Here is a 22,477-nt window from a genome sequence, read left to right on the forward strand (position 1 = left end):
CGCAAGCCGGTAGTGATCCCGGCGTGCACGGCAAGCTAAGTGGGCGTTACAACCGCGTCTGGCGCCGGCGATGCACGTGCCAGGCCAGGATCGCGACCGCGAACAGGGCGGTGCCGATGCGCAGGCCGGTGGCCTGCCAGCCCAGTGCAACGGCGTCATCAAGGCTGAACACGTTCCAGGCCAGGTTCATCGACACGTGCAGGACCAGGCCGCACCACAAGGTGTCACCGTCGAGGTGGTCGAGCCAGGCGAAGATGAAGCCGCCTAGGGCGATCACCGCCCCGACGAACAGCGCGAGGCCGCCGCCGTCGAACCCGCCGAAACCCAGCCAGTGCACCCAGCCGAACAACAGCGCCTGCGGCAGTGCGAGCCATGGCCAGGGGGCGCGCACGATCTTCACCAGCAGCACGAAGCCGAGGCCGCGGAACAGCACTTCCTCGGCCAGTGGGAACAGCACTGCCAGCATCGTGGCGTCCAACGCGGTCAGCGCGGTGTTCGGTGAACCGAGCAGCGCCAGGCCCAGCCAGCAGGGCAGGCTGGCCAGCAGTACCCACATCGGGCCGCTCCAGCCGTTGCCGCGCAGCCCCAGGCTGGCCATCAGGCCCATCCCGCGTGGCCGCAGCAGCGCGGCCAGCAGAAGTGCCACGAGCACGGCCAGCGCGTTGTCGAGCAGGCTGCCGCCGTAAGCAATGGGCAAGGCGGGAATCGGCGTGCCTGCGGCGGCTGCGATGTCGCGCAGATTCAGGCCAACGCCAACGCCGAACAGCACCAGCAGCAGGCGCGCGGCGCTGGGCAGGCGGGACAGGACGGTCATGCACGTACTCCCTGCGGAACCAGCTTGCAGTGTGGAAGATGGCGAGGGACGCTGGCACGCGCCGGAAGTCCCTGCGCCATCGGTCATGTGTTGCCGCACAGTCATCACAGGGCAGGTACAGTCGTTACCAGACCGACAGGAGCAATGCCGATGCTGTGCCCCGTGTGCAAGACCCAGACCCTGCAGATGGCCGAACGCCATGGCATCGAGATCGACTATTGTCCTGGCTGCCGAGGTGTGTGGCTGGATCGTGGCGAGCTGGACAAGATCATCGAACGTGCGGGCGCCGGTGCTGCGGTACCTCCGCCAGCGCCCGTGCAGGCTCAGCCGGCGTCCGCGCCGCCACCGGTGATGCACCGTGATACCCGCCACCTCGGCCAGCGCTACGAGGACAACCGTGGCCACGGCTACAAGAAAAAGAAGAAGGAGAGCTTCCTCTCCGAGTTGTTCGACTTCTAGGCGCTTCGCTCTCTGTAGAGTCGAGCCATGCTCGACTGGCTGTTGCCGCCAATAGCCGAGCATGGCTCGACTCTACAAAGACGTGATCACGGCCGCCGAAGGATGAACTCGCGGTCGTGGGTATCGCCGACGATGAAGTCGTACTCGCCCACTTTGCTGCAGCCATAGCGCGCGTAGAAGCGCTGCGCGCCGAAGTTTTCTTCCCATACGCCCACCCACAGGGTGCGGCGCTGCGGCTGGTCCAGCCAGGCCATGAACGCGTCCATCATGCGTGCACCATGGCCGCCGTTCTGGTGTGCAGCCAGAATGTAGAACCGCTTCAGCTCGATGTCACCCTCGCGTGCATCCGTGTGCGGCAGGGTGTTGGCACCGGCGGCCAGATAGCCGACCACGGCATCACCGTCCAGCAACAGCCAGATGGCACTGCGTGGGTCGGACAGTTCGATGCGCTGCGGTTCGCTGCTGTAGTGCGCCTGCAGGAAATCGTGCAGCTCCTGCGGCGGATAGGAATCGCCCCAGGTTTCGTTGTACGTGGCGATGGCGATCGCCGACAGCGCATCGACATCGGCAAGGGTGGCGCGGCGGATCTGCAACGACATGGCGGTGCCTGCATTGGAACGTGGCGCAGTGTAGCCGGCCCCGGCGGCTGCCGGGGCTGGCCACTGCTCACAAACCGCTGCTCAGAACCACATGCGCACGCCGGCCACCCAACGCGTGTCGCGCGCGTGGTCACCGGCATAGTCGGCGGTGTCGCCAAAGGTACGTTCGTGGCTGATGCCGATGTACGGCGCGAAGCGACGGCTGAACTCATAGCGCAGGCGCAGCCCGGCTTCGACCTTGTTCAGTCCGCGACCAATGCCGTACTCCGGTTCATCCTTGGCCGCAACGGTGGCTTCCAGCAGCGGCTGCAGGATCAGGCGGTTGGTCAACAGCACGTCGTACTCGACCTCGGCCTTGGCCAGCATCTGGCCGCCGGAGCCCATGTACAGCGTGGCCGAGCTTTCGAACTTGTACGGCGCCAGACCCTGGATGCCGATGGCCGCCCATGTGCGCGAGTCGGACGGGCGGAAGTCCTGGCGCACGCCGACCAGCACGTCCCACCACGGCGACACGCTGCGACCATACAGTGCTTCCAGTGACGACGATTCGGTGCGGCCGCGGCTGCGTTCGCCATCGGTGCGCAGCCACAGGCGGTTGATGTTGCCGCCGATCCAGCCGGTGGCTTCCCAGGCCTGGCCGTTGCTGCTCTTGCCATCCCAATGCTCAAGCCGGTCGATCAGCAGCAGGCTGTTGATCTCCGGCGCGTGTTCCATCGCGCCATGCGCGATCGGCGGGAAGGCGGCGGCGCGGTCGGCATCAGTCGGGACCGGGATCGGTTCGCGCGGTTCGGTGGGTGCAGGCGTGCCGTGGCCCATCGCCCCGTGGTCCATCTGCGAATGGTCCATCGCCGCTGGCTGCATCGCGCCATGGTCCATCTTCGAGTGGTCCATCGTGGAGTGGTCCATGCCGGCGTGATCCGCCGCACCCATGTCCATCTCCGAATGATCCATCTTTGAATGATCGACCGTTTCGGCCGGGGTCTTCGCGCTCTTCGCAGGCACGTTCATCGCGCCCATGCCATGGCCGGCGTGCGACTGCGCGAACACCGGCATTGCAGCAGCCAGGCCCAGCGCCAGCAGGCTGGGGGAAAGCAGTGAGCGGCTCATTCTTCGATCCTCACTTCGCGCATCATGCCCGCTTCCATGTGGTACAGCAGATGGCAGTGATAGGCCCAGCGGCCGAGCGCGTCGGCGCGCACGCGGTAGCTGCGGCGTGTACCGGGTGGCATGTCGATGGTGTGCTTGCGCACCTGGAATTCGCCTTCTGCGTTTTCCAGATCGCTCCACACGCCGTGCAGATGGATCGGGTGCTGCATCATGGTGTCGTTGACCAGCACGATGCGCATGCGCTCGCCGTAGTTCAGCCGCAGCGGCTCGGCGCTGGCGAACGGGATGCCGTCGAACGACCAGGAGAATTTCTCCATGTGGCCGGTCAGGTGCAGCTCGACTTCACGACTGGGCTCGCGGCCATCGGGGTCTTCGAACAGGCTGCGCATCGCGCCGTAGGTCAGGACCTTGCGGCCGTTGTTGCGCAGGCCGATGCCGGGGTCGTCCAGCTTCGGTTCGGTAGCCGAACTCTGCATGTCCACCAGCGGGTTGTTGCGCTCGCTGGGCGGGTGCTTTGGCGCCTTGCTGGCGGCATCACCGCCGCCATGCGCACCGTGGCCCATGCTGGCGCCGCAGCCGCCTTCCATGCCCTTCATCGCGGTCATGTCGTGCCCGCCATGACCGCCACCGCCCATGTCATGCCCCATGTCGCTCATGGTCAGCAACGGGCGCGGGTCGCGTGCAGGGATCGGCGCCTGCAGGCCATGGCGTACCGCCAGCGTGCCGGCAGCGAAGCCGGTGCGGCCCATGTCCTGGCAGAAGATGGTAAACGCGTCCTGGCCGGTGGGCTCGACCAGCACATCGTAGGTTTCGGCGGGAGCGATGCGGAACTCATCGATGCTGACCGGATGGATGTACTGGCCATCGGCGGCGACCACGGTCATCTTCAGGCCGGGAATGCGCACATCGAAGTAGGTCATCGAGGCGCCATTGATGAAGCGCAGCAGTACCTTTTCCCCGCTGCGGAACAGCCCGGTCCAGTTGCCGGCTGGCGCCGTACCGTTCATCAGGTAGGTGTAGGTGTGCGCGTTGATGTCGGAGATGTCGGTGGGCGTCATCCGCATCCGGCCCCACATGCCGCGGTCGGACAGCGCGGCCGACCAGCCGTCACGCTTCGCATCGCGCAGGAAGTCGGGCAGGGTGCGCTTGTAGTAGTTGTCGTGCTCGGCAAGCTTCTTCATGCGGCGGAACAACGCACCCGGGTCCATGTCGGTCCAGTCGGACAGCAGGATCACGTGCTCGCGGTCGTGGTGGTAAGGCGCTGGCTCGGCCGGATCGATGATCAGTGCACCGTACAGGCCGGCCTGCTCCTGGAACATCGAATGGCTGTGGTACCAGTAGGTGCCCGACTGCTTCAGCTGGAAGTGGTAGTGGTAGGTGTCGCCGGGGCCGATGCCGTTGAAGCTCAGGCCGGGCACGCCGTCCATGTTGGCCGGCAGCAGGATGCCGTGCCAGTGGATCGAGGTCGGGTGGCGCTCCAGCGTGTTGCGCACGAACAGGTCCACGGTCTGGCCTTCGCGCCAGCGCAGGATCGGTGCCGGCAGCGATCCGTTGACGGTGATCGCCGGGCGGGTGCGCCCGGTGAAGTTGGCCAGCGATTCGCCGATGGCCAGTTCGATGCGGGTGTCGCTGAGTACAGCGGGGGCGCCGGCCAGGCGAGGCGTGGCGCGGGCGGCGGCAAGCGCGCGCTGCGGCACGCCGACAGCGGCGATGCCAGCGGCCACGCCGCCAGCAGCCAGGCCTTGCACGAACAGGCGGCGTGACGGCATGGGCACAGCGCCCGGACCGGGGGGAATGCGGTTATTCATGGTGGTGACTCCAGACACGTAAAGGCGCCGGCAGGGGGCCGGCTACGGTGCGCAGGGCGCACGATGCGTGTGGAATCAGCCGATGGGAGGGCGTGAGATGGGCGGCAGCGGCGGCGCCGGCCGGCCAGTGGCCGGCATCGGCTGCGGCGCCAGCGACAGTGCCGGGCTCGCCAGATACGGCAACGGCTGCACCACCAGCAGCGGGTGCTGGGCGCAACTGCGCACGCAGTCCTTGATCTGGCAGTGGGCGTCGTGGGCGGGGGCCTTGGCCTGCGGGGCCTCGTCGGCCTGCATGGCGGCGTGGTGGTGGCAGTCGGCATCGCCGCCATCAAGGGCGGCTACCGCGTGGGCCATCCGGCCCATTTCCTCGTGACCACTGGCCATGGCCGCGTTCAGCCCGTTGAGCAGCAGGCTGAGCATGAGCACGACACGGAGCAGGGTCGAGGCGAGGGACATGGCGCTAATCTAGCCGCAAGCGGCCGTGGATGCACCTCCGGCTGAATGGGCGGTTCAAGGTTGGACCTGCACCAGTGTAGAGCCGAGCCCACGCTCGGCTGCCGTTCACGCAGAAGCAGCCGAGCGTGGGCTCGGCTCTACAGGGGGACGAGCGCACGGTTGGCGATGGGGAGGCGCCTGGCCAGGCGCCCGGCGCTACCCTTCTTCGCGCACGATCTCGACTAGGCGCGGGCCGTAGCGGCTCAGCTTGGTGCCGCCGATGCCGCCGACCCGGGCCAGTTCATCCAGGCTGGTCGGGCGTTGCTCGGCGATGTTGCGCAGGGTGCTGTCGTGGAAGATCACGAAGGCCGGCACGTTCTGTTCGCGGGCCAGTTCGGCACGCAGGCCGCGCAGCGCGTTGAACAGGGCCAGATCCTGCGGCAGTACCGACAATCCGGTGCGTTGTGCGCTGCGCTCGCGTCCGCTGGTGCTGCTGGCCGGGTCGCGGCGCATGCTGATCTGGCGGCGGCCGGTCAACACGTCACGGCTGGCATCGGTCAGGCGCAGGCCGCCGTGGCCCTCGCTGTCCACTTCCAGCAGGCTGGCGGCCACCAGCTGGCGGAACACGCTGCGCCAGGTGCGCGCATCCAGGTCGCGGCCGATCGCATAGGTACTGAGCTTGTCGTGGCCCTGCTGTTTGACCTTCTCGTTCTCGCTGCCGCGCAGAATGTCGATCAGGTGGCCGACGCCGAAGCGCTGGCCACTGCGGTAGACACAGCTCAGCGCCTTCTGCGCCGGAATGGTCGCATCCCACGAGGCCGGCGGCGTCAGGCAGTTGTCGCAGTTGCCACACGGCTGGGGATAGGTCTCGCCGAAACCGGCCAGCAGCACCTGGCGGCGGCATTGCATGGATTCGCAGTAGCCCAGCAGGTGGTCGAGCTTGCCCCGTTCCAGCTGCTTGCGTTCTTCGCCCGCCTCGGATTGTTCGATCATCTGCTTGAGCAGGACCACGTCGCCCAGGCCGTAGCACAGCCAGGCTTCGGCAGCTTCGCCATCACGACCAGCGCGGCCGGTTTCCTGGTAGTAGCCTTCCATCGACTTGGGCAGGTCGGTATGCGCCACGAAGCGCACGTCCGGCTTGTCGATGCCCATGCCGAAGGCGATGGTGGCGCACATGACGATGCCGTCCTCGCGCAGGAAGCGGCGCTGGTTGTTCGCGCGCACTTCCGGCGGCAGGCCGGCGTGGTAGGGCAGGGCGTTGAAGCCCTGGCCGCACAGGAATTCAGCGGTCTCCTCGACCTTGCGCCGCGACATGCAGTAGACGATGCCGGCCTCGCCACGGTGGCCGCGCAGGAAATCGGTCAGCTGCTTGCGGGCGTTGTCCTTCTGCACCACGGTGTAGCGGATGTTGGGGCGGTCGAAGGAGCTGACGAAGTGGCGCGCTTCCTGCAGATCCAGACGCTCGGCGATCTCGCGCTGGGTCGGCGGGTCGGCGGTGGCGGTGAGCGCGATCCGCGGAATCTGCGGCCAGCGCTCGTGCAGCACGGTCAGCTGGCGGTATTCCGGGCGGAAGTCGTGGCCCCACTGCGACACGCAGTGGGCTTCGTCGATGGCGAACAGGGCAATCTGACTGCGTGACAGCAGCGACAGGAAGCGGCCGGTCAGCAGCCGCTCGGGGGCGACATAGAGCATGTCCAGCTCGCCGGCCAGCAGCTCGCGTTCGACGCGGCCGGCGGTCTCGGCATCCAGGGTGGAATTCAGGTACTCGGCACGAACGCCGAGCTGGCGCAGGGCTTCGACCTGGTCCTGCATCAGCGCGATCAGTGGCGAGATGACGATGCCACATCCGTCACGCAGCAGGGCCGGCACCTGGTAGCACAGCGACTTGCCACCGCCGGTGGGCATCAGCACCAGGGCATCGTGACCGGCAGCGACATGCTCCACGATGTCCTGCTGCGGACCACGGAAATCGTCGTAACCAAAGACGCGTTGGAGCAGGTCGTGCGCGGGACGGGAAGGCATCCGGCTAGTTTACCTCCCGGAGGCGGCGGCAGGGCTGCGCCCTGCACCTGCTACAAGCCAGAGCAACGTCAAAGGCAACAGCCGGCTCTGGGGTGTCTTCTGGTTGGGCGGGGCGGTGTGGGCTTGCAGGACACGCCGTAAACCCGTCCTTGGGGGCTCGATGGCGCCATCCATGGCGCCAACGGTCCTGCAAGCCCACACCGCCCCGCCTTCGACGGTTTCCCGGTCACGGAGGGTCCATCCACGCCATGCGTGATGAAAACAGTCAGATATCGACAAACAAGATGGGGTCAGATCCGTTTTCCTGCGGAAAACGGATCTGACCCCAATGGCTTTGCTGGCAGATCGCGGAAAACCGTCGAAGGCGGGGTGGGTCCGGTTGCGGGGGCGTGAGCCGCATGGATGCGGCGACCGAGCCTACATGGACGTATTCACGGCGTCCCCCGCAACTGGACCCGCCCCGCCAACCCACGGATAGCCCGCTTTTGACGTTGACGTTGACGTTGCAGTTGCCTCTGCGGGTGCAGGGCGCAGCCCTGCCGCCCCCGCCAACCCTTACTGCAACAGGGAACGCAGCATCCAAGCGTACTTCTCGTGGGTCTGCAGCCGCTGGGTCATCAGATCCTCGGTCGGCGCATCGTCCCCCTTGGCCGCCACCTCCAGCACTTCACGTGCCGTACGGCATACCGCTTCGTTGGCGACCACCAACTGGCGTACCATTTCACGCCAGTCCGCACTGTCGGTCAGGCCCGGTTCCTCGACGATCGAGGTCAGCGCAGCGAATTCCCGGTAGGAGCCCGGGGCATTGAAGCCCAGCGCGCGGATGCGCTCGGCCACATCGTCCAGTGCCGCCCACTGCTCGGTGTACTGCGTCTCGAACATGGTGTGCAGCGAGTTGAACATCGACCCGGTCACGTTCCAGTGGAAGTTGTGCGTCTTCAGGTAGAGCGTGAACGCATCGGCCTGGAAGCGCGACAGACCGTCGGCGATCTTCTTGCGGTCGCCCTGGGTGATCCCGATATCGATGTTCGGCGCCGACGGTGCCGCCGCCGCAAGCTTCTGCTTGCCGGTCTTGGCCTTGGTCGTGCTCTTGGTCTTCGCCATGGGGTTCCTCCTTGTGGAATCGTTGGCCTTCACAATAAACCGGTCGTGATGACTGGTCGCTTTCAAAGTTTTGAACGAACCGATTGATGAACTCTATCGATAAAAATCCATCGCCCCGCCTGCGCCAACAGCGCGCCGCCATCGACGGCGCCATGAGCCGCGACCGGGGCCGTTTGCTGGGGATGCTCTCGCGTTGCCAGGCCAAGCCACAGGATGCGGCACTGGCCGCCACCTTCGAGCAGGCCTTGCAGGCGTCGGTGCAGCGCCGGCAGGTGCGGGCGCAGCAGCAGCCGTCCATTACTCTGGACCCGCAGCTGCCGATTGCGCGTGAAGCCGACGCCATCATCGGGCTGATCCGCGACCACCAGGTCGTGGTGATCGCTGGTGAAACCGGTTCGGGCAAGACCACCCAGCTGCCGAAACTGTGCCTGGCCGCCGGCCGTGGCCAGGCCGGCATGATCGGCTGCACCCAGCCGCGACGGATTGCCGCACGTGCGGTAGCCAGCCGTGTCGCACAGGAACTGCAGAGTGAACTGGGCCAGCTGGTGGGCTACCAGGTGCGCTTCAACGACAAGGTCAGCGAAGACAGCCGCATCAAGTTCATGACCGACGGCATCCTGCTGGCGGAGATTGCCAGCGACCGCTGGTTGTCGAACTACGACACGATCATCGTCGACGAGGCGCACGAGCGCAGCCTCAACATCGACTTCCTGCTGGGCTACCTGAAGCAGCTGCTGCGCAAGCGCCCCGACCTGAAGCTGATCGTCACTTCGGCCACCATCGACACCGGACGCTTCGCCCAGCATTTCGACAATGCGCCGGTGATCAGCGTTGAGGGCCGCACCTACCCGGTGGAGGTGCGCTACCGCGCGCTGGAAGGCGAGGGTGAAGACCAGGGCGAACGTACCGTCAACGATGCCATCGTGTCGGCTGTCGACGAGATTACCCGCCTGGATGCACGCGGCGACGTGCTGATCTTCCTGCCGGGCGAGCGCGAGATCCGCGATGCGCACCAGTCGCTGGAACGGCGAAAGTACCGCAACACCGAGGTACTGCCACTGTATGCGCGGCTGTCCAACCAGGACCAGGACCGGGTGTTCAATCCCGGGCCGAACCGGCGCATCGTGCTGGCCACCAATGTGGCGGAAACCTCGCTGACGGTGCCGCGCATCCGTTACGTGGTCGATCCGGGCCTTGCCCGCGTCAAGCGCTACAGCCCGCGCAACAAGCTGGACCGCCTGCACATCGAGCCGATCTCGCAGGCCAGCGCCAACCAGCGCAAGGGGCGCTGCGGCCGTATCGCCGAGGGCATCTGTTACCGCCTGTATGCTGAGGCCGATTTCCAGGCGCGGCCGGAGTTCACCGATCCGGAAATCCGCCGCTCCAGCCTGGCCGGGGTGATCCTGCGCATGCTGCAGTTGGGCCTGGGCCGCATCGAGGAGTTCCCGTTCCTGGAAGCACCGGACGAGCGCGCGGTTGCCGATGGCTGGCAGCAGCTGACCGAACTGGGGGCGATCGATGCCGAACGGCGCCTGACCACCATCGGCAAGCAGATGGCGCGCCTGCCGGTGGACGTGAAGCTGGCGCGCATGCTGGTGGCCGCGCAGGCCGCCGGCTGCCTGCGGCCGATGCTGGTGATCGCCTCGTTCCTGGGCATCCAGGATCCGCGCGAACGACCGCCCGAGGCGCGCGGTGCGGCCGACAGCGCGCATGCGCAGTTTGCCGACGGCCGATCCGAGTTCGTCGGCGTGCTGCGCCTGTGGGATGCCTACCGGCAGGCACATGAAGACCTGACCCAGTCCAAGCTGCGCGACTGGTGTGGCCGTCATTTCCTCGGTTTCCTGCGCATGCGCGAATGGCGCGAGCTGCACCGGCAGCTGCGCCTGCTGTGCGAGGAACTGGGCTGGAAGGAAGGGCCCAGCGAGGCATCGATGGCGCCGCTGCTGGCGGGCAGCACTGCACCGGCCCCGGCGCGCGATGACGCGGCGGCGGTGAAGGCGACCCGGGGCCAGCTGCACCGGGCTGCACGCCTGGCCCGCGAAGGCAAGGCGGAGGCCGCACCGGCGCCGGTGGCCGTGCGCGCGCAGAAGGAACAGGCGCCGGTTGGCGGCGGTTTCAGCGAACGTGTGCGTGGCGCTGCCTACCAGACCCTGCACCGTGCGTTGGTGGCGGGCCTGCCGACGCAGATCGGCCACCGCACCGAGAAGGGCGATTTCCAGGCGCCGCGCCAGCGCCGCTTCCTGCCTTTCCCCGGTTCGGCGCTGGCCAAGCGGCCACCGCCGTGGCTGCTGGTGGCCAACCTGCTGGATACGCAGAAGGTATGGGGCATGACCCTGGCCGCGATCGAGCCGGACTGGGTGATCGCCGAACTGCCGCACCTGCTGCTGCGCAAGCACTTCGACCCGCACTGGTCGCGCGCGCAGGGCCAGGTGCTGGCGTCTGAGCAGATCAGCCTGTTCGGCCTGGTGCTGGCACCGAAGAAACCGGTCCATTACGGCCGCATCGCGCCGGGCGAGGCGCATGACATCTTCGTGCGCCAGGCACTGGTGACCGGCGAGATCAATACCCGCGCCAGTTTCGTCGCCGACAACCAGAAGGTGCTGGAGGTCGCGCGCGAGGAAGAAGCCAAGCTGCGCCGCGCCGGCATCGTTGCCGACGAAGACTGGCAGGCACGCTGGTACCTGGACCGGGTGCCGCCGCAGATCCATTCGGCCTCCGGCCTGGATGCCTGGTGGAAGGGTCTTGCGCCGGAACAGCGCAAGACCCTGCACTGGACGCTGGCCGACCTGTTGCCGGGCGAAGGCAGTGAGCAGGAGCGCTACCCGAAGTACCTCGCGCTGGGCCAGGCACGATTGCCGCTGCATTACCGCTTCGAGCCGGGTGCCGAGGATGACGGCGTAACCCTTGACGTACCGCTGCACCTGCTCAACGCATTGGATCCGGTGCAGCTGGGCTGGCTGGCGCCCGGCTTCGTTGCCGACAAGGCTGCGGCGCTGATTCGCAGCCTGCCCAAGGCGATGCGCCGCAACTACGTGCCGGCGCCGGACTTTGGTCGCGCGTTCTACGAGGCGTTCCCGCAACCCAGTGCCGATGCCATCACCGGCGAACTGGCGCGTTTCCTCTCACGCGCGACAGGCGCCACGGTGACCGCGCTCGATTTCGAGCCCGGCTCGATCGAACCGCACCTGCACATGAACCTGCGCCTGCGCGACGAGCAGGGCAGGGTGCTGGCCACCTCGCGCGACCTGGACGCATTGCGCGCGAAGTTCGGTGGGCGCGCGGGCGACGCCTTCGCTGCACGCGCCGGACGTGAAATGGCGGCTGATGGCCTGCGTACCTTCCCGGCCACGCCGATTCCGCTGCAGGTGCCCGGCGAAGCCGGCGTGCCGGCCTATCCGGCGCTGCTGGACGAGGGCGACAGCGTGGCGCTGCGCATCTTCGCTGATCGGCAGCAGGCGCAGGCGGCTCATCCGCTGGGTGTGCGCCGCCTGCTGGAGATCGCGCTGGCCGAGAAGATGAAGCAGGCACGCAAGCAGTTGCCGGTGGGTGCCAAGACGGGCCTGCTGTATGCGGCGATCGAATCGCAGGAGCGCCTTCGTGGCGACCTGGTCGATGCGGCGATGAACGCCGTACTGGCTGAAGGCCTGGAAGACATACGCGATGCGGCGGCCTTCGAGCAGCGCCGCGAGCATGCGGCCAAGGCGCTGTTCGGTGAGGCCATGTCGCGGCTGAAGCTGGCCGAGACCATCCTGGCGCTGGTGGCCGAACTGAAGCCGATGCTGGAAGCGCCGCTGATGGGCTGGGCGCGCGGCAACCTGGACGACATGGAGGCGCAGCTGGCCGGGCTGATCCATCCAGGCTTCCTGCGCGATACACCGGCCGACGCATTGGCGCAGTATCCGCGCTATCTGAAAGCGATGATCCTGCGTACGGAGCGCGCCAAGCGTGATCCGCCGCGCGATCAGGCGCGCATGCTGGAACTGCATCCGTTCCTGGAAGCGCTGGAAGTGGCTGAGCAGCAGGGCCTGCGCGAGCACCCGCAATGGCAGGCGCTGCGCTGGGATCTGGAAGAGCTGCGGGTGTCGCTGTTCGCGCAGGAGCTGGGCGCGCGGACCGGCATCTCGGCGAAGAAGCTGGCGCAGCGGGTAGCCGCACTGCGCCAGGCGTGACTCCGATGATGTGATGACGTAGAGCCGAGCCCATGCTCGGCTGCTTTTTTGATGCCTCGTCATCTTCCCGTGCAGATCGCAGCCGAGCGTGGGCTCGGCTCTACACGATGGGCGTCGTTACTTGGTACGACGCACCTTCGGCTGGGTGTTCACACCGTCGACCTTCAGGTACCAGACGCCCATCACACCGGGCTTGATGCTGACGGCGGGCGACTGCCTGCGCACGCCTGCCAGGGTGGTTGCATCGATCTGCTCCCATTCCTGGCCGTTGTCCAGCACGTAGACGCGGCCCTTGCCGAACCCGCGGAACTCACCCTGCAGCACGCCGACGATCGGCTCACTGCTGCCGAAATCGAAGAAGCCGCGATTCTTCACGATCACTTCCTGGCGGCCTTCCTCGCGCGCCGATTCCCGTACCGCTGCAACTGCCTGGCTCGTGGCCGCCTCGACCTTGCCCTGCAGCCAGCGGTTGAGCGTGGCCAGTTCCTGCGCACTGAGCTTGTCCAGGCCAGCAGCCTTGAATTCGGCCGGTGACATCTGCTGCTGCAGGTCACCCTCTACCACGCGCTGGGCCAGCGCAGGCGCCGACAGGGACAGCAACAGTGCGGCACAAGCCAGCAGCCGTAGGCGGAAACGCGGGACGATCGGGGACATGACGGGACTCTCCTGGGTTTGCCCGCGAGTGTAGCGGCATGTCTTCATGCCGGGGGATGGTGGCCACGGTCATTGTCCCTGAACGGCGCCGGCGCTAGTGTAGGGGCCTCTGTCTTGCCTGCTTGATGCTGTGAACCGCGCTTCCGTCCCCGGCCTGGATGCCTTGTTGAACCGTCCCTCGGCAGCGGTGCTGCCTGCTCCGCTGTGCCAGGCCCTGCGCGAGCATTGGGAAGCGCCGGATTGCGACCACCAGATGCGTACCACCTGGTCGGTGCTGGGCGATACCCTCGATGCGCTGGCGATGCTCTCGGCCGACGAAGGCGCGGTGGTGGCAGCATTGCTGTTTGACCTGCCGGGCCTGCGTACCAGCCTGGACCTGCTGCCGCTTGGCAACCACAAGGCGGCGGTGATCGGCCTGCTCGACGGCCAGGATGCGGCCGACCCGGTGTGGGCACTGCACGCCGGCCGTGAGGCCGGACGCAACAGCGAGGGCCTGCGCCGGCTGCTGCTGGCGATCATCCGCGACCTGCGCGTGGTGCCGATCCTGCTGGCGCGCCAGCTCGCGAGGATGCGCGCGGCCGACAAGCTGGACGACGAGCAGCGCCGCGCGCTGGCCCAGCTGACCCGCGACATCCACGCGCCCCTGGCCAACCGCCTGGGCATCTGGCAGCTGAAGTGGGAGCTGGAGGACCTGGCGTTCCGCCACCTGGAGCCGGAGACCTACCGGCGCATTGCGCGGGAAGTCGACGAAACCCGCATCGCCCGCGAGCGCTACGTCGAGAATGTCAAGAAGGTGCTGTCGCGCGAGCTGGTTGCGCAGGGCATCAAGGCCGAGGTCAGTGGCCGCCCGAAGCACATCTACAGCATCTGGCGGAAGATGCAGAAGAAGCGGCTGGCGTTCGACCAGCTGTACGACATCCGTGCGGTGCGGGTAATGGTCGACGATGTCGCCGCCTGCTATGCCGCGCTGGGCGTGGTGCATGCACTGTGGGCACCGGTGCCGAGCGAGTTCGACGATTACATCGCCCGGCCCAAGGCCAACGACTATCGCTCGCTGCATACCGCCGTGGTTGGTCCGGAAGGGCGCACCATTGAAGTGCAGATCCGTACCCACGAGATGCATTCGCAGGCCGAGCTGGGCGTGGCCGCGCACTGGAAGTACAAGGAAGGCGGCAAGGGCGCGGAGAAGTCCTTCGACCGCAAGATCACCTGGATGCGCCAGCTGCTGGAGCAGGCCCAGGACGGGCAGGGCAACGAACTGGCCGGGGCGCTCGATGCCGAACTGACCGAGGACCGGGTCTATGCGCTGAGCCCGAAGGACGAGGTGCTGGACCTGCCGCAGGGCGCCACGCCGCTCGATTTCGCCTATCAGGTGCACACCATGGTTGGCCACCGCTGCCGTGGCGCGAAGGTCAATGGCCGCATCGTACCGCTGACTTACCGTCTGCGCAGTGGCGACCGGGTCGAGATACTGACCGGCAAGGAGGCCGACCCGCGCCGCGACTGGCTGATGCCGGCCAACGGCTTCCTGGCCAGCAACCGTTCGCGCGAGAAGGTGCGCAGCTGGTTCCACAAGCTGGACCGCGCGCGCAACGTGCAGGCCGGGCGCGAACTGCTCGAGCGCGAGCTGAAGCGCCTGGGGCTGCAGCACTCGGACCTGGCCATCGCGGCGAAGAAGTTCCATGCCGACAGCGTTGACGACCTCTACATCCAGGTGGCGCTGGGCGATACCGGGCCGAACCAGGTCAGCCGTGCCCTGCTGGAAGCCGAACGTGCAGCAAGCCAACCGGCGCCCGCGCCGAGCCTGCCGCGGCCGACCGCGCGCCGCGAGAACCTGGGCAAGTCCAAGTTCACCGTACAGGGCGTGGGCAACCTGCTGGTACAACTGGCGCGCTGCTGCCAGCCGGTGGCCGGCGAACCCATCGTCGGCTACCTGACCCGTAGCCGCGGTGTCACCGTGCATCGTGCAGACTGCGCTGCGCTGGCCCGTCTGGCGGCCACCAGCCCGCAGCGCATCCTGCCGGTGGAGTGGGGCCAGGCCGGGGGCGGCTACGAGGTGGACGTCGTGGTCGATGCGGTCGATCGCCGCTGGCTGCTGAAGGACATCACCAACCTGATCGCCCAGGAAGACGCCTACGTGCTGGACATCCATAGTGACAACGTGCGCAACAGTGGCCGTGCCCACCTGCGCCTGCGGCTGAAGGTGAGTGACTACGGCCAGCTGTCGACCCTGCTGGGCAAGCTGGACGCGCTGCCCGGCGTGAGCGAGGCGCGTCGCCTCGGCTGAGCTTCACGCTGCCCCGGCTACCCTGCACGCATGGAACGCGAGCCCCCGCATCGCCCGCATGGCGCTGAACTTCCTGCGCTGGACCGCGTCCGCCGCGAAGGCCGTTGGTGGTGGCTGCAGGCACGCCACGCGCGCCGGGTGTGGCGCTGGGCGCTGGTCGCGGCGCTGGCGGTGTTTGTGCTGCTGGTGCTGCTGCGCAAGCCGCTGGCCGACTGGTTCTGGGATGAGCCTCGGATCGAGCAGCTGCTGGCCGAAGGTGATGACGCACTGGCGGCCGGGCGGCTGAGTGCCGCCGATGGCAGTGGTGCGCGCGAGCGCTACCAGGCCGTGCTGGCGCTGGATGGAGATCGTCCGCAGGCCCGCGAAGGCCTGGCCCGTACCGGCGCGGCGGCCCTGCAGCAGGCCCGCGAAAAGATGCAGGCCAACGATCTCGACGGCAGCGCGCAGGCGCTGGCACTGGCCCGGGAACTGCAGGTACCACAGGGCGAGGCGGACGCCGTGGCGCGCCAGCTGCGGGCCCGGCGCAGCGCAGGTGCCGGCATCGGTGCACTGCTGGCGCAGGCACGCAACGCCTTCGCTGCGGGTCGGCTGGATGAAGGTGACAGCAGCGCGCTGCCCCTGTTCCAGCGCATCCTGTCGCTGCAGCCGGACAATCTGCCCGCGCTGGAAGGTCGCGAAGATGCACTGAGCGATCTGCTGCAGCAGGCGCGCGCGCTGGCGGGACGCGGCGAGCTGGCCGAGGCCGCCGCACTACTGCAGCGTGCGCGCCAGTTCGATGCCGGCCATGCTGATCTGCCCGCCAGCCAGGAAGCATTGGCGCAGGCCGTCGAGCGGCGCCTGCGCCAGGCCCAGCGCGCCCTGCAGCGCGGGCAGCTGGAGTCCGCAGCGAAGGGATTTCTCGCCGTTCTGGCAGTGGCGGCCGATGATGCCAGCGCCCAGCGCGGCCGTGAACAGACGTTGCAGGCGGTGCTGGCACGCAGCCAGACGCAGGCCGACGACTTCCGGTTCGAGGCGGCGCGGGCCGATGCCGCGCTGGCGGAGGAGCTGGGCGCTTCGCCGGCCGCGCAACAGCAGCTCGCGCAACGCCTGCAGCGCGCACAACAGGCGCAGAAGGCGCTGCAGCAGCCGGCGGCCAGCAACACGCAGCGCGAGCGCCAACTGCGCGACCACCTGCGCAGCATCGAGCGCGCCGAACGTTCCGGGCAATGGATCAGTCCCCCCGGCCACAGTGCATTCGACGCATTGCGCGAAGCGCAGTCACTGGCGCCGCGCGATGCTCGGGTGAAGGCTGCTGCGGCGCGGCTGCTGCCCGCCAGTCGCGGCTGCTTCGACGACAACCTCCGGCAGAACCGCGTACAGGCGGCAGGGGCCTGCCTGCAGGCGTGGCAGACCCTGTCGCCGACTGCGGCCGGGCTCCCCTCGGCACGCCTGCGCCTGGCCCAGCGCTGGCTGGCCATCGGCAGCGAGCGACTCGGCAGCGGCGACCTGGCTTTCGCAGCGCATGCCGCCGAACAAGCCCGCTTGCTGCAACCGGACCTGGCCGAGCTGCCGGCGTTCGAAGAGCGCCTGCGCCGTGCCGGCGGTCTCCCTGATTAGGTGAAAAACACCCGCTGCACGGTTGCGCGCGCAGCGTCGAGGGAGAAGTGCTCTGCGATGTTGGCCAGGCCGGCTTCGGACAGTTGCCGCCACAGCTGCGGATCCTGGTACAGGCGGACCACCGCATCGGCGAAGCCGGCCGCATCATCGGCCACCAGCACGTCCTCGCCCGGGCGCAGGTGCATCCCTTCCACCGCGCAGGGGGTACCTACCACCGGCTGGCCATGGGCCATGCTCAGGTTGATCTTGCCTTTCACGCCGGCACCGAAACGTAGTGGCGCGATGGAAATGCGTGCGCCATCCATGTAGGGAGTGATGTCCTCGACGAAGCCGTGCATCTGCACGCCGGGCTGGCGCGCGGCCAGGGCCAGCAGGGATTCCGGCGCGGCAGCGCCGATGCAGTGCAGGCGCACATCGGGCAGGCGGGCGCGGATGCCGGCGAAGACTTCGCCGATGAACCATTCCATCGCGTCCAGGTTCGGCGGGTGGCGGAAGCCGCCGACGAACACCAGGTCATGACGCTGCTCGAACGGTTTGCCGGCACCGGCGATGTCATGGAGGTTGGAGATCAGCTCCACCCGCACCGTTGGCGCGTCGGCCTGCAGCTGCTCGCGCTCGGCGGAACTGACCAGCACGGTGACGTCGCACTGCTCCATCACCGCCAGTTCGCTGGCGCGGGTACGCTCGGCAGCGCGCAGCAGTCCCGCATCGCCGGCCACTTCGGCACCACGACGTTCGCGCAGGTAGTGCAGGTCCACCGTGTCGAACACGGTGCGCGCCTGCGGCGCATAGCGCTTCAGCAGCGGCAGGCACTCGTGGGCAACATGGTGGCGGACCAGCAGCGCTACGTGGAAGCGTCCACCATGCGTGCGCAGCCAGCTGGCGACGCCATCGAGGAACGGTGCATACCAGACTTCCACACCCATCCGCTGCAGCGCGTCGGTGGCGGCGCCGCCGTGTTCGCGGCGGGTGGGAACGAACACCACATGGGCCCCGCCCTGCAGCAGGAGGCGGATCAGGTTCACCTGGCGCAGCGACGCGGAATCGCGATCCGGCTGCGGCACTGCCTCGTCCAGGATCAGCACCTGGCGCCGGCCACGCAGCAGCAGCGCCGGTGACGGCACTTCGCCCACCGCCGGGCGGCGGGCCAGCTCGGTGGCCCAGCGGTCGGCGAAGATGGCCTGGTTGCGCACCTGGTAGGCCTTCACGCCGCTGCCGGTGTCGGTGCCGTTGCTGGTGCCTTCGTCATGGACCACCCGGCTGGCCGGCTGAACCAGGACGCGCAGGCCCTGCGCACGCACGCGGAAGGCCAGGTCGGTGTCCTCGTAGTAGGCCGGCTTGTAGCGGGTATCGAAGCCGCCCAGCTGTCGCCAGAGGTCGCGCGGCAGCATCAGCGCTGCGCCGGAGCAGTAGTCGACGTCGCGCAGGCTGGCAAAACGCGGGTCGTCCGCTGCCTCGAAACGGCCGTAACTCCAGCCACTGCCATCAGCGAAAATCACCCCGCCCGATTCCTGCAGCCGGCCGTCCGGGTAGAGCAGCTGGCTACCGACCAGGCCGGCGCCGGGCGTGCTGGAGAACGTGTCCAGCAGCGCGTCGAGCCAGCCCGGCTGCGGCACCGTATCGTTGTTGAGCAGCACCACGTAGCGACCGCGTGCGCGCGATGCGCCATCGTTGCAGGCCTCGATGAAGCCGCCGTTGTACTCGCGCACTTCATAGCGCAGTCCGGCAACCTGCGGCATCCACTGCACGGTGGCGTCGGTGCTGCCGTCATCCACTACCAGGATCTCGCACGTGGCCTGCGATGGATGCGCCGCCAAGGCGCGCAGGCAGGCCAGGGTGTGATCGACGTGGTTGTAGACGGGGATGACAATGCTCGCTTCCGGTGTTTCGCTGAACGGCACCGTGAAGGGAGCGAAGTCCTGTGCCGGCGGCAGGAACAGCGGCGTGCGTGGCGCGGGCACGGCGCGCTGGGCATGCACGCGGATGCGCTGCCAGGTCGCCCGCCAGCCACGGGTACGCAGGCTGGCCAGGCTCCGGCGGGCCAGGCCCGACAGGCGGTTGATCAGGTATCGGATCTCGGCCAGGGACATCGCCATCCGGTTGCAACTCCAGCTTAAGCAGGGGAACCCGGGAGAATTCGCCAGCCGCAGCGGCTGGGGTAGACTCGCCAGACTCTACATTCTCGCATTCCCGTGCCCCGACGCTACGATTCCGACGACATCGACGATTTCGACGACGACGACCAGCAGGACAACGGCCCGCTGTGGCGGCGCCGGCTGATCACCTGGAGCATGGCTGCGGTCGCGTTGGGATTGGGTTTCCTCATTCCCTATACGCTGTACCTGAACCAGCAGGTGACCCAACGTTTCGGCGAACTGCGCTGGCAGATCCCGACGCGGGTGTATGCGCGGCCGCTGGTGCTCACTCCCGGCAAGGCGATGGATGCGTCCACGCTGAAGACCGAGCTGGCCGCCTCCGCCTACCGCGATGATGGCCAGGGCAAGGAGCCGGCCACCTATGCGGTGAATGGCGGGCGCTTTGTCATCTCCAGCCGCGGCTACAACGACGTCGATGGCCGGGTTGCCCCGCGTCGGCTCGAGTTGTCGCTGGCCGATGGTGCGGTCGCCTCGCTGCGCGATGCCGACAGCCGCAAGGCCCTGAAGGCGGCGCGGCTGGATCCGGCGCGTATCGCCACCCTGTACGGCCAGAAGCAGGAAGAACGCCGCCTGATCCGCATGGACGAGGCGCCGGACCTGCTGGTGACCGGCCTGCAGGCAGTGGAGGACAAGGACTTCAACCGCCACCACGGCATCGACCTGTCCGGTATCGCGCGCGCGGTGTGGGTGACCATCCGCTCCGGTGGCCAGAGCCGTCAGGGCGCTTCCACGCTGACCCAGCAGCTGGCCCGCAGCGGCCTGCTCGGCATCGGCAAGGAACAGACGCTCACCCGCAAATTCAACGAAGTGCTCTACGCCCTGATCATGGAAGCGCGCTATGACAAGCGCACCATCTTCGAGGCCTATCTCAACCAGGTGTACCTGGGCCAGCGCGGCAGCCAGGCGATCCATGGCATGTCGTCCGGTGCCGAGTTCTGGTTCGGCCGTGACCTGCAGTCGCTGGAGACCGAGCAGATCGCGCTGCTGATCGGCTTGGTCAAGGGCCCGTCCTTCTACGACCCGCGGCGTAATCCGGAACGTGCGTTGGACCGTCGCAACTTCGTGCTGGGCAAACTGCACGAAGCCACGCTGATCGACGACGCCGAGTACCAGCGCGCACTGAAGGCCCCGCTGGGCGTGCCGAAGACGCCGGGACTGGTGGCGGCCAACCGCTTCCCCGCCTATGTTGACCTGGTCCGTCGCCAGCTCGGCCATGTCTACCCGGAATCTGCCCTGCAGGGCGCTGGCCTGAGCGTCATGACCGGCATGTCGCCGTCCGCGCAGGCCTATGCCGAAGGCGCGGTGACCCGCACCATCAAGTCGCTGGAAAGCAAGCGCCGGCCCGAACTGCAGGCCGGCATGGTGCTGACCGACGTGCACAACGGTGACGTGCTGGCGGTGATCGGCAGCCGTGAAGTGTCCGAGGTCGGCTTCAACCGCGCGATCGAGGCGCAGCGTCCGGTCGGTTCGCTGCTCAAGCCGTTCGTCTACCTGCTGGCCCTGGCGCAGCCGGACCGCTACTCGCTGGCCAGCTGGGTCGACGATTCACCGGTGACGGTGCAGCTCGGCCGCGGCCGCAACTGGAGCCCGGGCAATGCGGACAACCGCAGCCACGGCACGGTACGCCTGATCGACGCGCTGGCACACTCCTACAACCAGGCCACGGTGCGCGTGGGCATGCAGGTCGGTCCCGAGCGCGTGACCCAGCTGATCCATGTGCTGGCGGGCATCAAGGCCGAGGCCAATCCGGCGGTGATCCTTGGCTCGACCGACCAGAGCCCGTACGCGATGGCACAGCTGTACCAGTTCCTCGCCTCGGGCGGTGAGATCCAGCCGCTGCACGCGGTGCGTGGCGTGCTCGATCCGCAGGGCAAGCTGCTCAAGCGCTACGACAAGACCCCGGCGCCGGCACAGGAAGGCGATTCAATTGCCGCCAACCTGATCAGCGTCGGCCTGCAGCAGGTGGTCTCCAGTGGTACCGCGCAGCGGCTCAATGCCGATGGCCTCGGCCGCCTGCAGCCGGCCGGCAAGACCGGCACCACCAACGATGGCCGTGACAGCTGGTATGCCGGCTACACCGGCGATCATCTGGCGGTGATCTGGATCGGCAACGACCAGAACCAGCAGGCCGGCCTGTATGGCGCTACCGGCGCGATGCGGGTCTGGTCGGGCATCTTCCAGCGCCTGCCGAGTGCGCCATTGCGGGTCAGCAACAAAGGCCTGGACTGGCAGTCGGTCGCGGCCACGGGTCTGAACACAACCGATGAAGGCTGCCCGGGCGCACGCCGCTTCCCGTTCGTGGTGGGCTATGCACCGGCGTATGCGCCGTGCGCGCCGGCAGTGCCGCCGGGCGAGCCGGGCGAAGCTGAAGGGGAGGGCGGTGGCTGGCGTAGCTGGTTCGGCCTGGACCGCAAGCCGGAAGCGCCCGCCGAACCTGCCGCAGCGCCCGCCGCCGCTACTCCTCCCCCGAGCCGATGAAGCCGATGAACATGCGATCCCTGCTGCAGCCCCTGGCCCTGACCGGCCTCAGCCTGGCCCTGGCCGCCTGTGTGACCAGCGCGCCGCCGGTGGTCAAGCCAGTCGATACCACTACGCCGGCACAGCGCCTGGCGGCAGTCGATGCGGCCGCAGGTCCTGACGACAAGGAGCTGTCGGTGCAGCCGCTGCGTGATTCGCAGGTGGAAGACCTGCGGGTGACCGCGCAGGCGCAGCGGCAGGCGAACGACCTGGCCGGTGCCGCCAGCAGCTTGGACCATGCGCTGGAAATCGTGGCCAGCGACCCGGCGGTGCTGCAGGAGCGTGCCGAACTGGCGCTGCTGCAGGGGCAGTGGGAACAGGCGGAGACGTTCGCGCGCAAGGCGGTGGATCTGGGCTCGAAGACGGGGCCGCTGTGCCGCCGGCACTGGGCGACGATCGAACAGTCACGCCTGGCGCGGGGCGAGAAGGAGAATGCGGTGTCGGCGCATGCGCAGATTGAAGGTTGCACGGTGCCGGGGATCAAGCGGTACTGAATTTCCAGCCAACGGCGCAGCCCCTCGTGGCTGTGGGTTGGTCGCTGAAGCCAGAAGAAAAAGCCGCGCTTGGCCGGGCGGGGTGGGTTCGCGGGGGACGCCGTGAACCCGTCCTTGAAGTGACCCCCGAGACTTGGACAGGGGTCAGGCGGCCGATTGGGCCTGTTGGGCCTGCTCCCGGTACTGTACCGGGCTCAGGCCCTTCAATTTCAATTTGATTCGCTCTTGGTTGTAGTACTGGATGTATTCCACCAGC

16 protein-coding genes are annotated in these 22,477 nt (G+C 67.8%); 6 read left to right on the forward strand and 10 right to left on the reverse strand.

Features of this window, described 5'->3' with window-relative positions; translation table 11 throughout:
• Nucleotides 1-46 precede the first annotated feature (46 nt).
• On the reverse strand, nt 47-814 hold the full coding sequence (locus AC5P8C_RS09345) for a CPBP family glutamic-type intramembrane protease (protein WP_495218608.1): 768 nt from the start codon (nt 812-814) through the stop codon (nt 47-49).
• A gap of 150 nt (nt 815-964) precedes the next feature.
• Here AC5P8C_RS09345 and AC5P8C_RS09350 point away from each other — a divergent pair, with 150 nt between their 5' ends.
• Nucleotides 965-1,273, forward strand: a complete 309-nt coding sequence (locus tag AC5P8C_RS09350) for a TFIIB-type zinc ribbon-containing protein (RefSeq protein ID WP_111098887.1) — start codon at nt 965-967, stop codon at nt 1,271-1,273.
• An 86-nt stretch (nt 1,274-1,359) separates the two neighbouring features.
• Here AC5P8C_RS09350 and AC5P8C_RS09355 read toward each other — a convergent pair whose 3' ends face one another.
• From AC5P8C_RS09355 to AC5P8C_RS09380, 6 genes are all read right to left on the reverse strand, one after another.
• Nucleotides 1,360-1,872 carry a GNAT family N-acetyltransferase gene (locus AC5P8C_RS09355; RefSeq protein WP_134731880.1) on the reverse strand — a complete coding sequence of 171 codons (513 nt, stop codon included), beginning with the start codon at nt 1,870-1,872 and terminating at the stop codon, nt 1,360-1,362.
• An 81-nt stretch (nt 1,873-1,953) separates the two neighbouring features.
• Nucleotides 1,954-2,979, reverse strand: coding sequence for a copper resistance protein B (locus AC5P8C_RS09360; RefSeq protein ID WP_495218610.1), 1,026 nt, complete (start codon nt 2,977-2,979; stop codon nt 1,954-1,956).
• Entirely contained in the window at nt 2,976-4,787 is a 1,812-nt protein-coding gene (locus tag AC5P8C_RS09365; RefSeq protein ID WP_233653844.1) for a copper resistance system multicopper oxidase, read from the reverse strand. Before AC5P8C_RS09365 ends, AC5P8C_RS09360 begins: the two co-directional genes overlap by 4 nt.
• Before the next feature lie 75 nt (nt 4,788-4,862).
• Complete coding sequence (locus AC5P8C_RS09370; protein WP_019660111.1) at nt 4,863-5,243, reverse strand: CopL family metal-binding regulatory protein; 381 nt, start codon at nt 5,241-5,243, stop codon at nt 4,863-4,865.
• Between the two features lie 195 nt (nt 5,244-5,438).
• On the reverse strand, nt 5,439-7,244 hold the full coding sequence (gene recQ / locus AC5P8C_RS09375) for a DNA helicase RecQ (RefSeq protein WP_262102928.1): 1,806 nt from the start codon (nt 7,242-7,244) through the stop codon (nt 5,439-5,441).
• Nucleotides 7,245-7,799: 555 nt separating this feature from the next.
• Nucleotides 7,800-8,348 carry a Dps family protein gene (locus AC5P8C_RS09380; protein ID WP_019660109.1) on the reverse strand — a complete coding sequence of 183 codons (549 nt, stop codon included), beginning with the start codon at nt 8,346-8,348 and terminating at the stop codon, nt 7,800-7,802.
• An 86-nt stretch (nt 8,349-8,434) separates the two neighbouring features.
• On the opposite strand from AC5P8C_RS09380, the gene hrpA reads away from it, so the two are divergent.
• Nucleotides 8,435-12,517, forward strand: coding sequence for an ATP-dependent RNA helicase HrpA (hrpA, locus tag AC5P8C_RS09385; RefSeq protein ID WP_495218612.1), 4,083 nt, complete (start codon nt 8,435-8,437; stop codon nt 12,515-12,517).
• A 117-nt stretch (nt 12,518-12,634) separates the two neighbouring features.
• Here hrpA and AC5P8C_RS09390 read toward each other — a convergent pair whose 3' ends face one another.
• Entirely contained in the window at nt 12,635-13,171 is a 537-nt protein-coding gene (locus AC5P8C_RS09390; protein WP_191863906.1) for a hypothetical protein, read from the reverse strand.
• 130 nt (nt 13,172-13,301) lie between these two features.
• On the opposite strand from AC5P8C_RS09390, the gene AC5P8C_RS09395 reads away from it, so the two are divergent.
• Nucleotides 13,302-15,458, forward strand: coding sequence for a bifunctional (p)ppGpp synthetase/guanosine-3',5'-bis(diphosphate) 3'-pyrophosphohydrolase (locus AC5P8C_RS09395; RefSeq protein ID WP_233653848.1), 2,157 nt, complete (start codon nt 13,302-13,304; stop codon nt 15,456-15,458).
• A gap of 30 nt (nt 15,459-15,488) precedes the next feature.
• Nucleotides 15,489-17,054 (forward strand): hypothetical protein, encoded by a 1,566-nt coding sequence (locus AC5P8C_RS09400; protein ID WP_233653849.1) that lies wholly within the window; start codon nt 15,489-15,491, stop codon nt 17,052-17,054.
• Here AC5P8C_RS09400 and AC5P8C_RS09405 read toward each other — a convergent pair.
• Entirely contained in the window at nt 17,051-19,150 is a 2,100-nt protein-coding gene (locus AC5P8C_RS09405; RefSeq protein ID WP_495218615.1) for a glycosyltransferase, read from the reverse strand. The two genes, AC5P8C_RS09400 and AC5P8C_RS09405, sit on opposite strands and share 4 nt — an antisense overlap.
• A gap of 96 nt (nt 19,151-19,246) precedes the next feature.
• Here AC5P8C_RS09405 and mrcB point away from each other — a divergent pair, with 96 nt between their 5' ends.
• Both mrcB and AC5P8C_RS09415 read left to right on the forward strand, forming a co-directional pair.
• Nucleotides 19,247-21,688, forward strand: coding sequence for a penicillin-binding protein 1B (gene mrcB, locus AC5P8C_RS09410; protein ID WP_495218617.1), 2,442 nt, complete (start codon nt 19,247-19,249; stop codon nt 21,686-21,688).
• The gene (locus AC5P8C_RS09415; protein ID WP_019660102.1) at nt 21,685-22,221 is read left to right on the forward strand and encodes a hypothetical protein; all 537 of its coding nucleotides are present in this window, start codon (nt 21,685-21,687) and stop codon (nt 22,219-22,221) included. Before mrcB ends, AC5P8C_RS09415 begins: the two co-directional genes overlap by 4 nt.
• A gap of 144 nt (nt 22,222-22,365) precedes the next feature.
• Here the strand turns inward: AC5P8C_RS09415 and AC5P8C_RS09420 are convergent.
• Nucleotides 22,366-22,477: IS3 family transposase (locus tag AC5P8C_RS09420; protein ID WP_288042072.1), on the reverse strand; the 112-nt coding region annotated here is incomplete at its 5' end.

It is taken from the genome of Stenotrophomonas sp. YJH_SMC_46 (assembly GCF_059370315.1).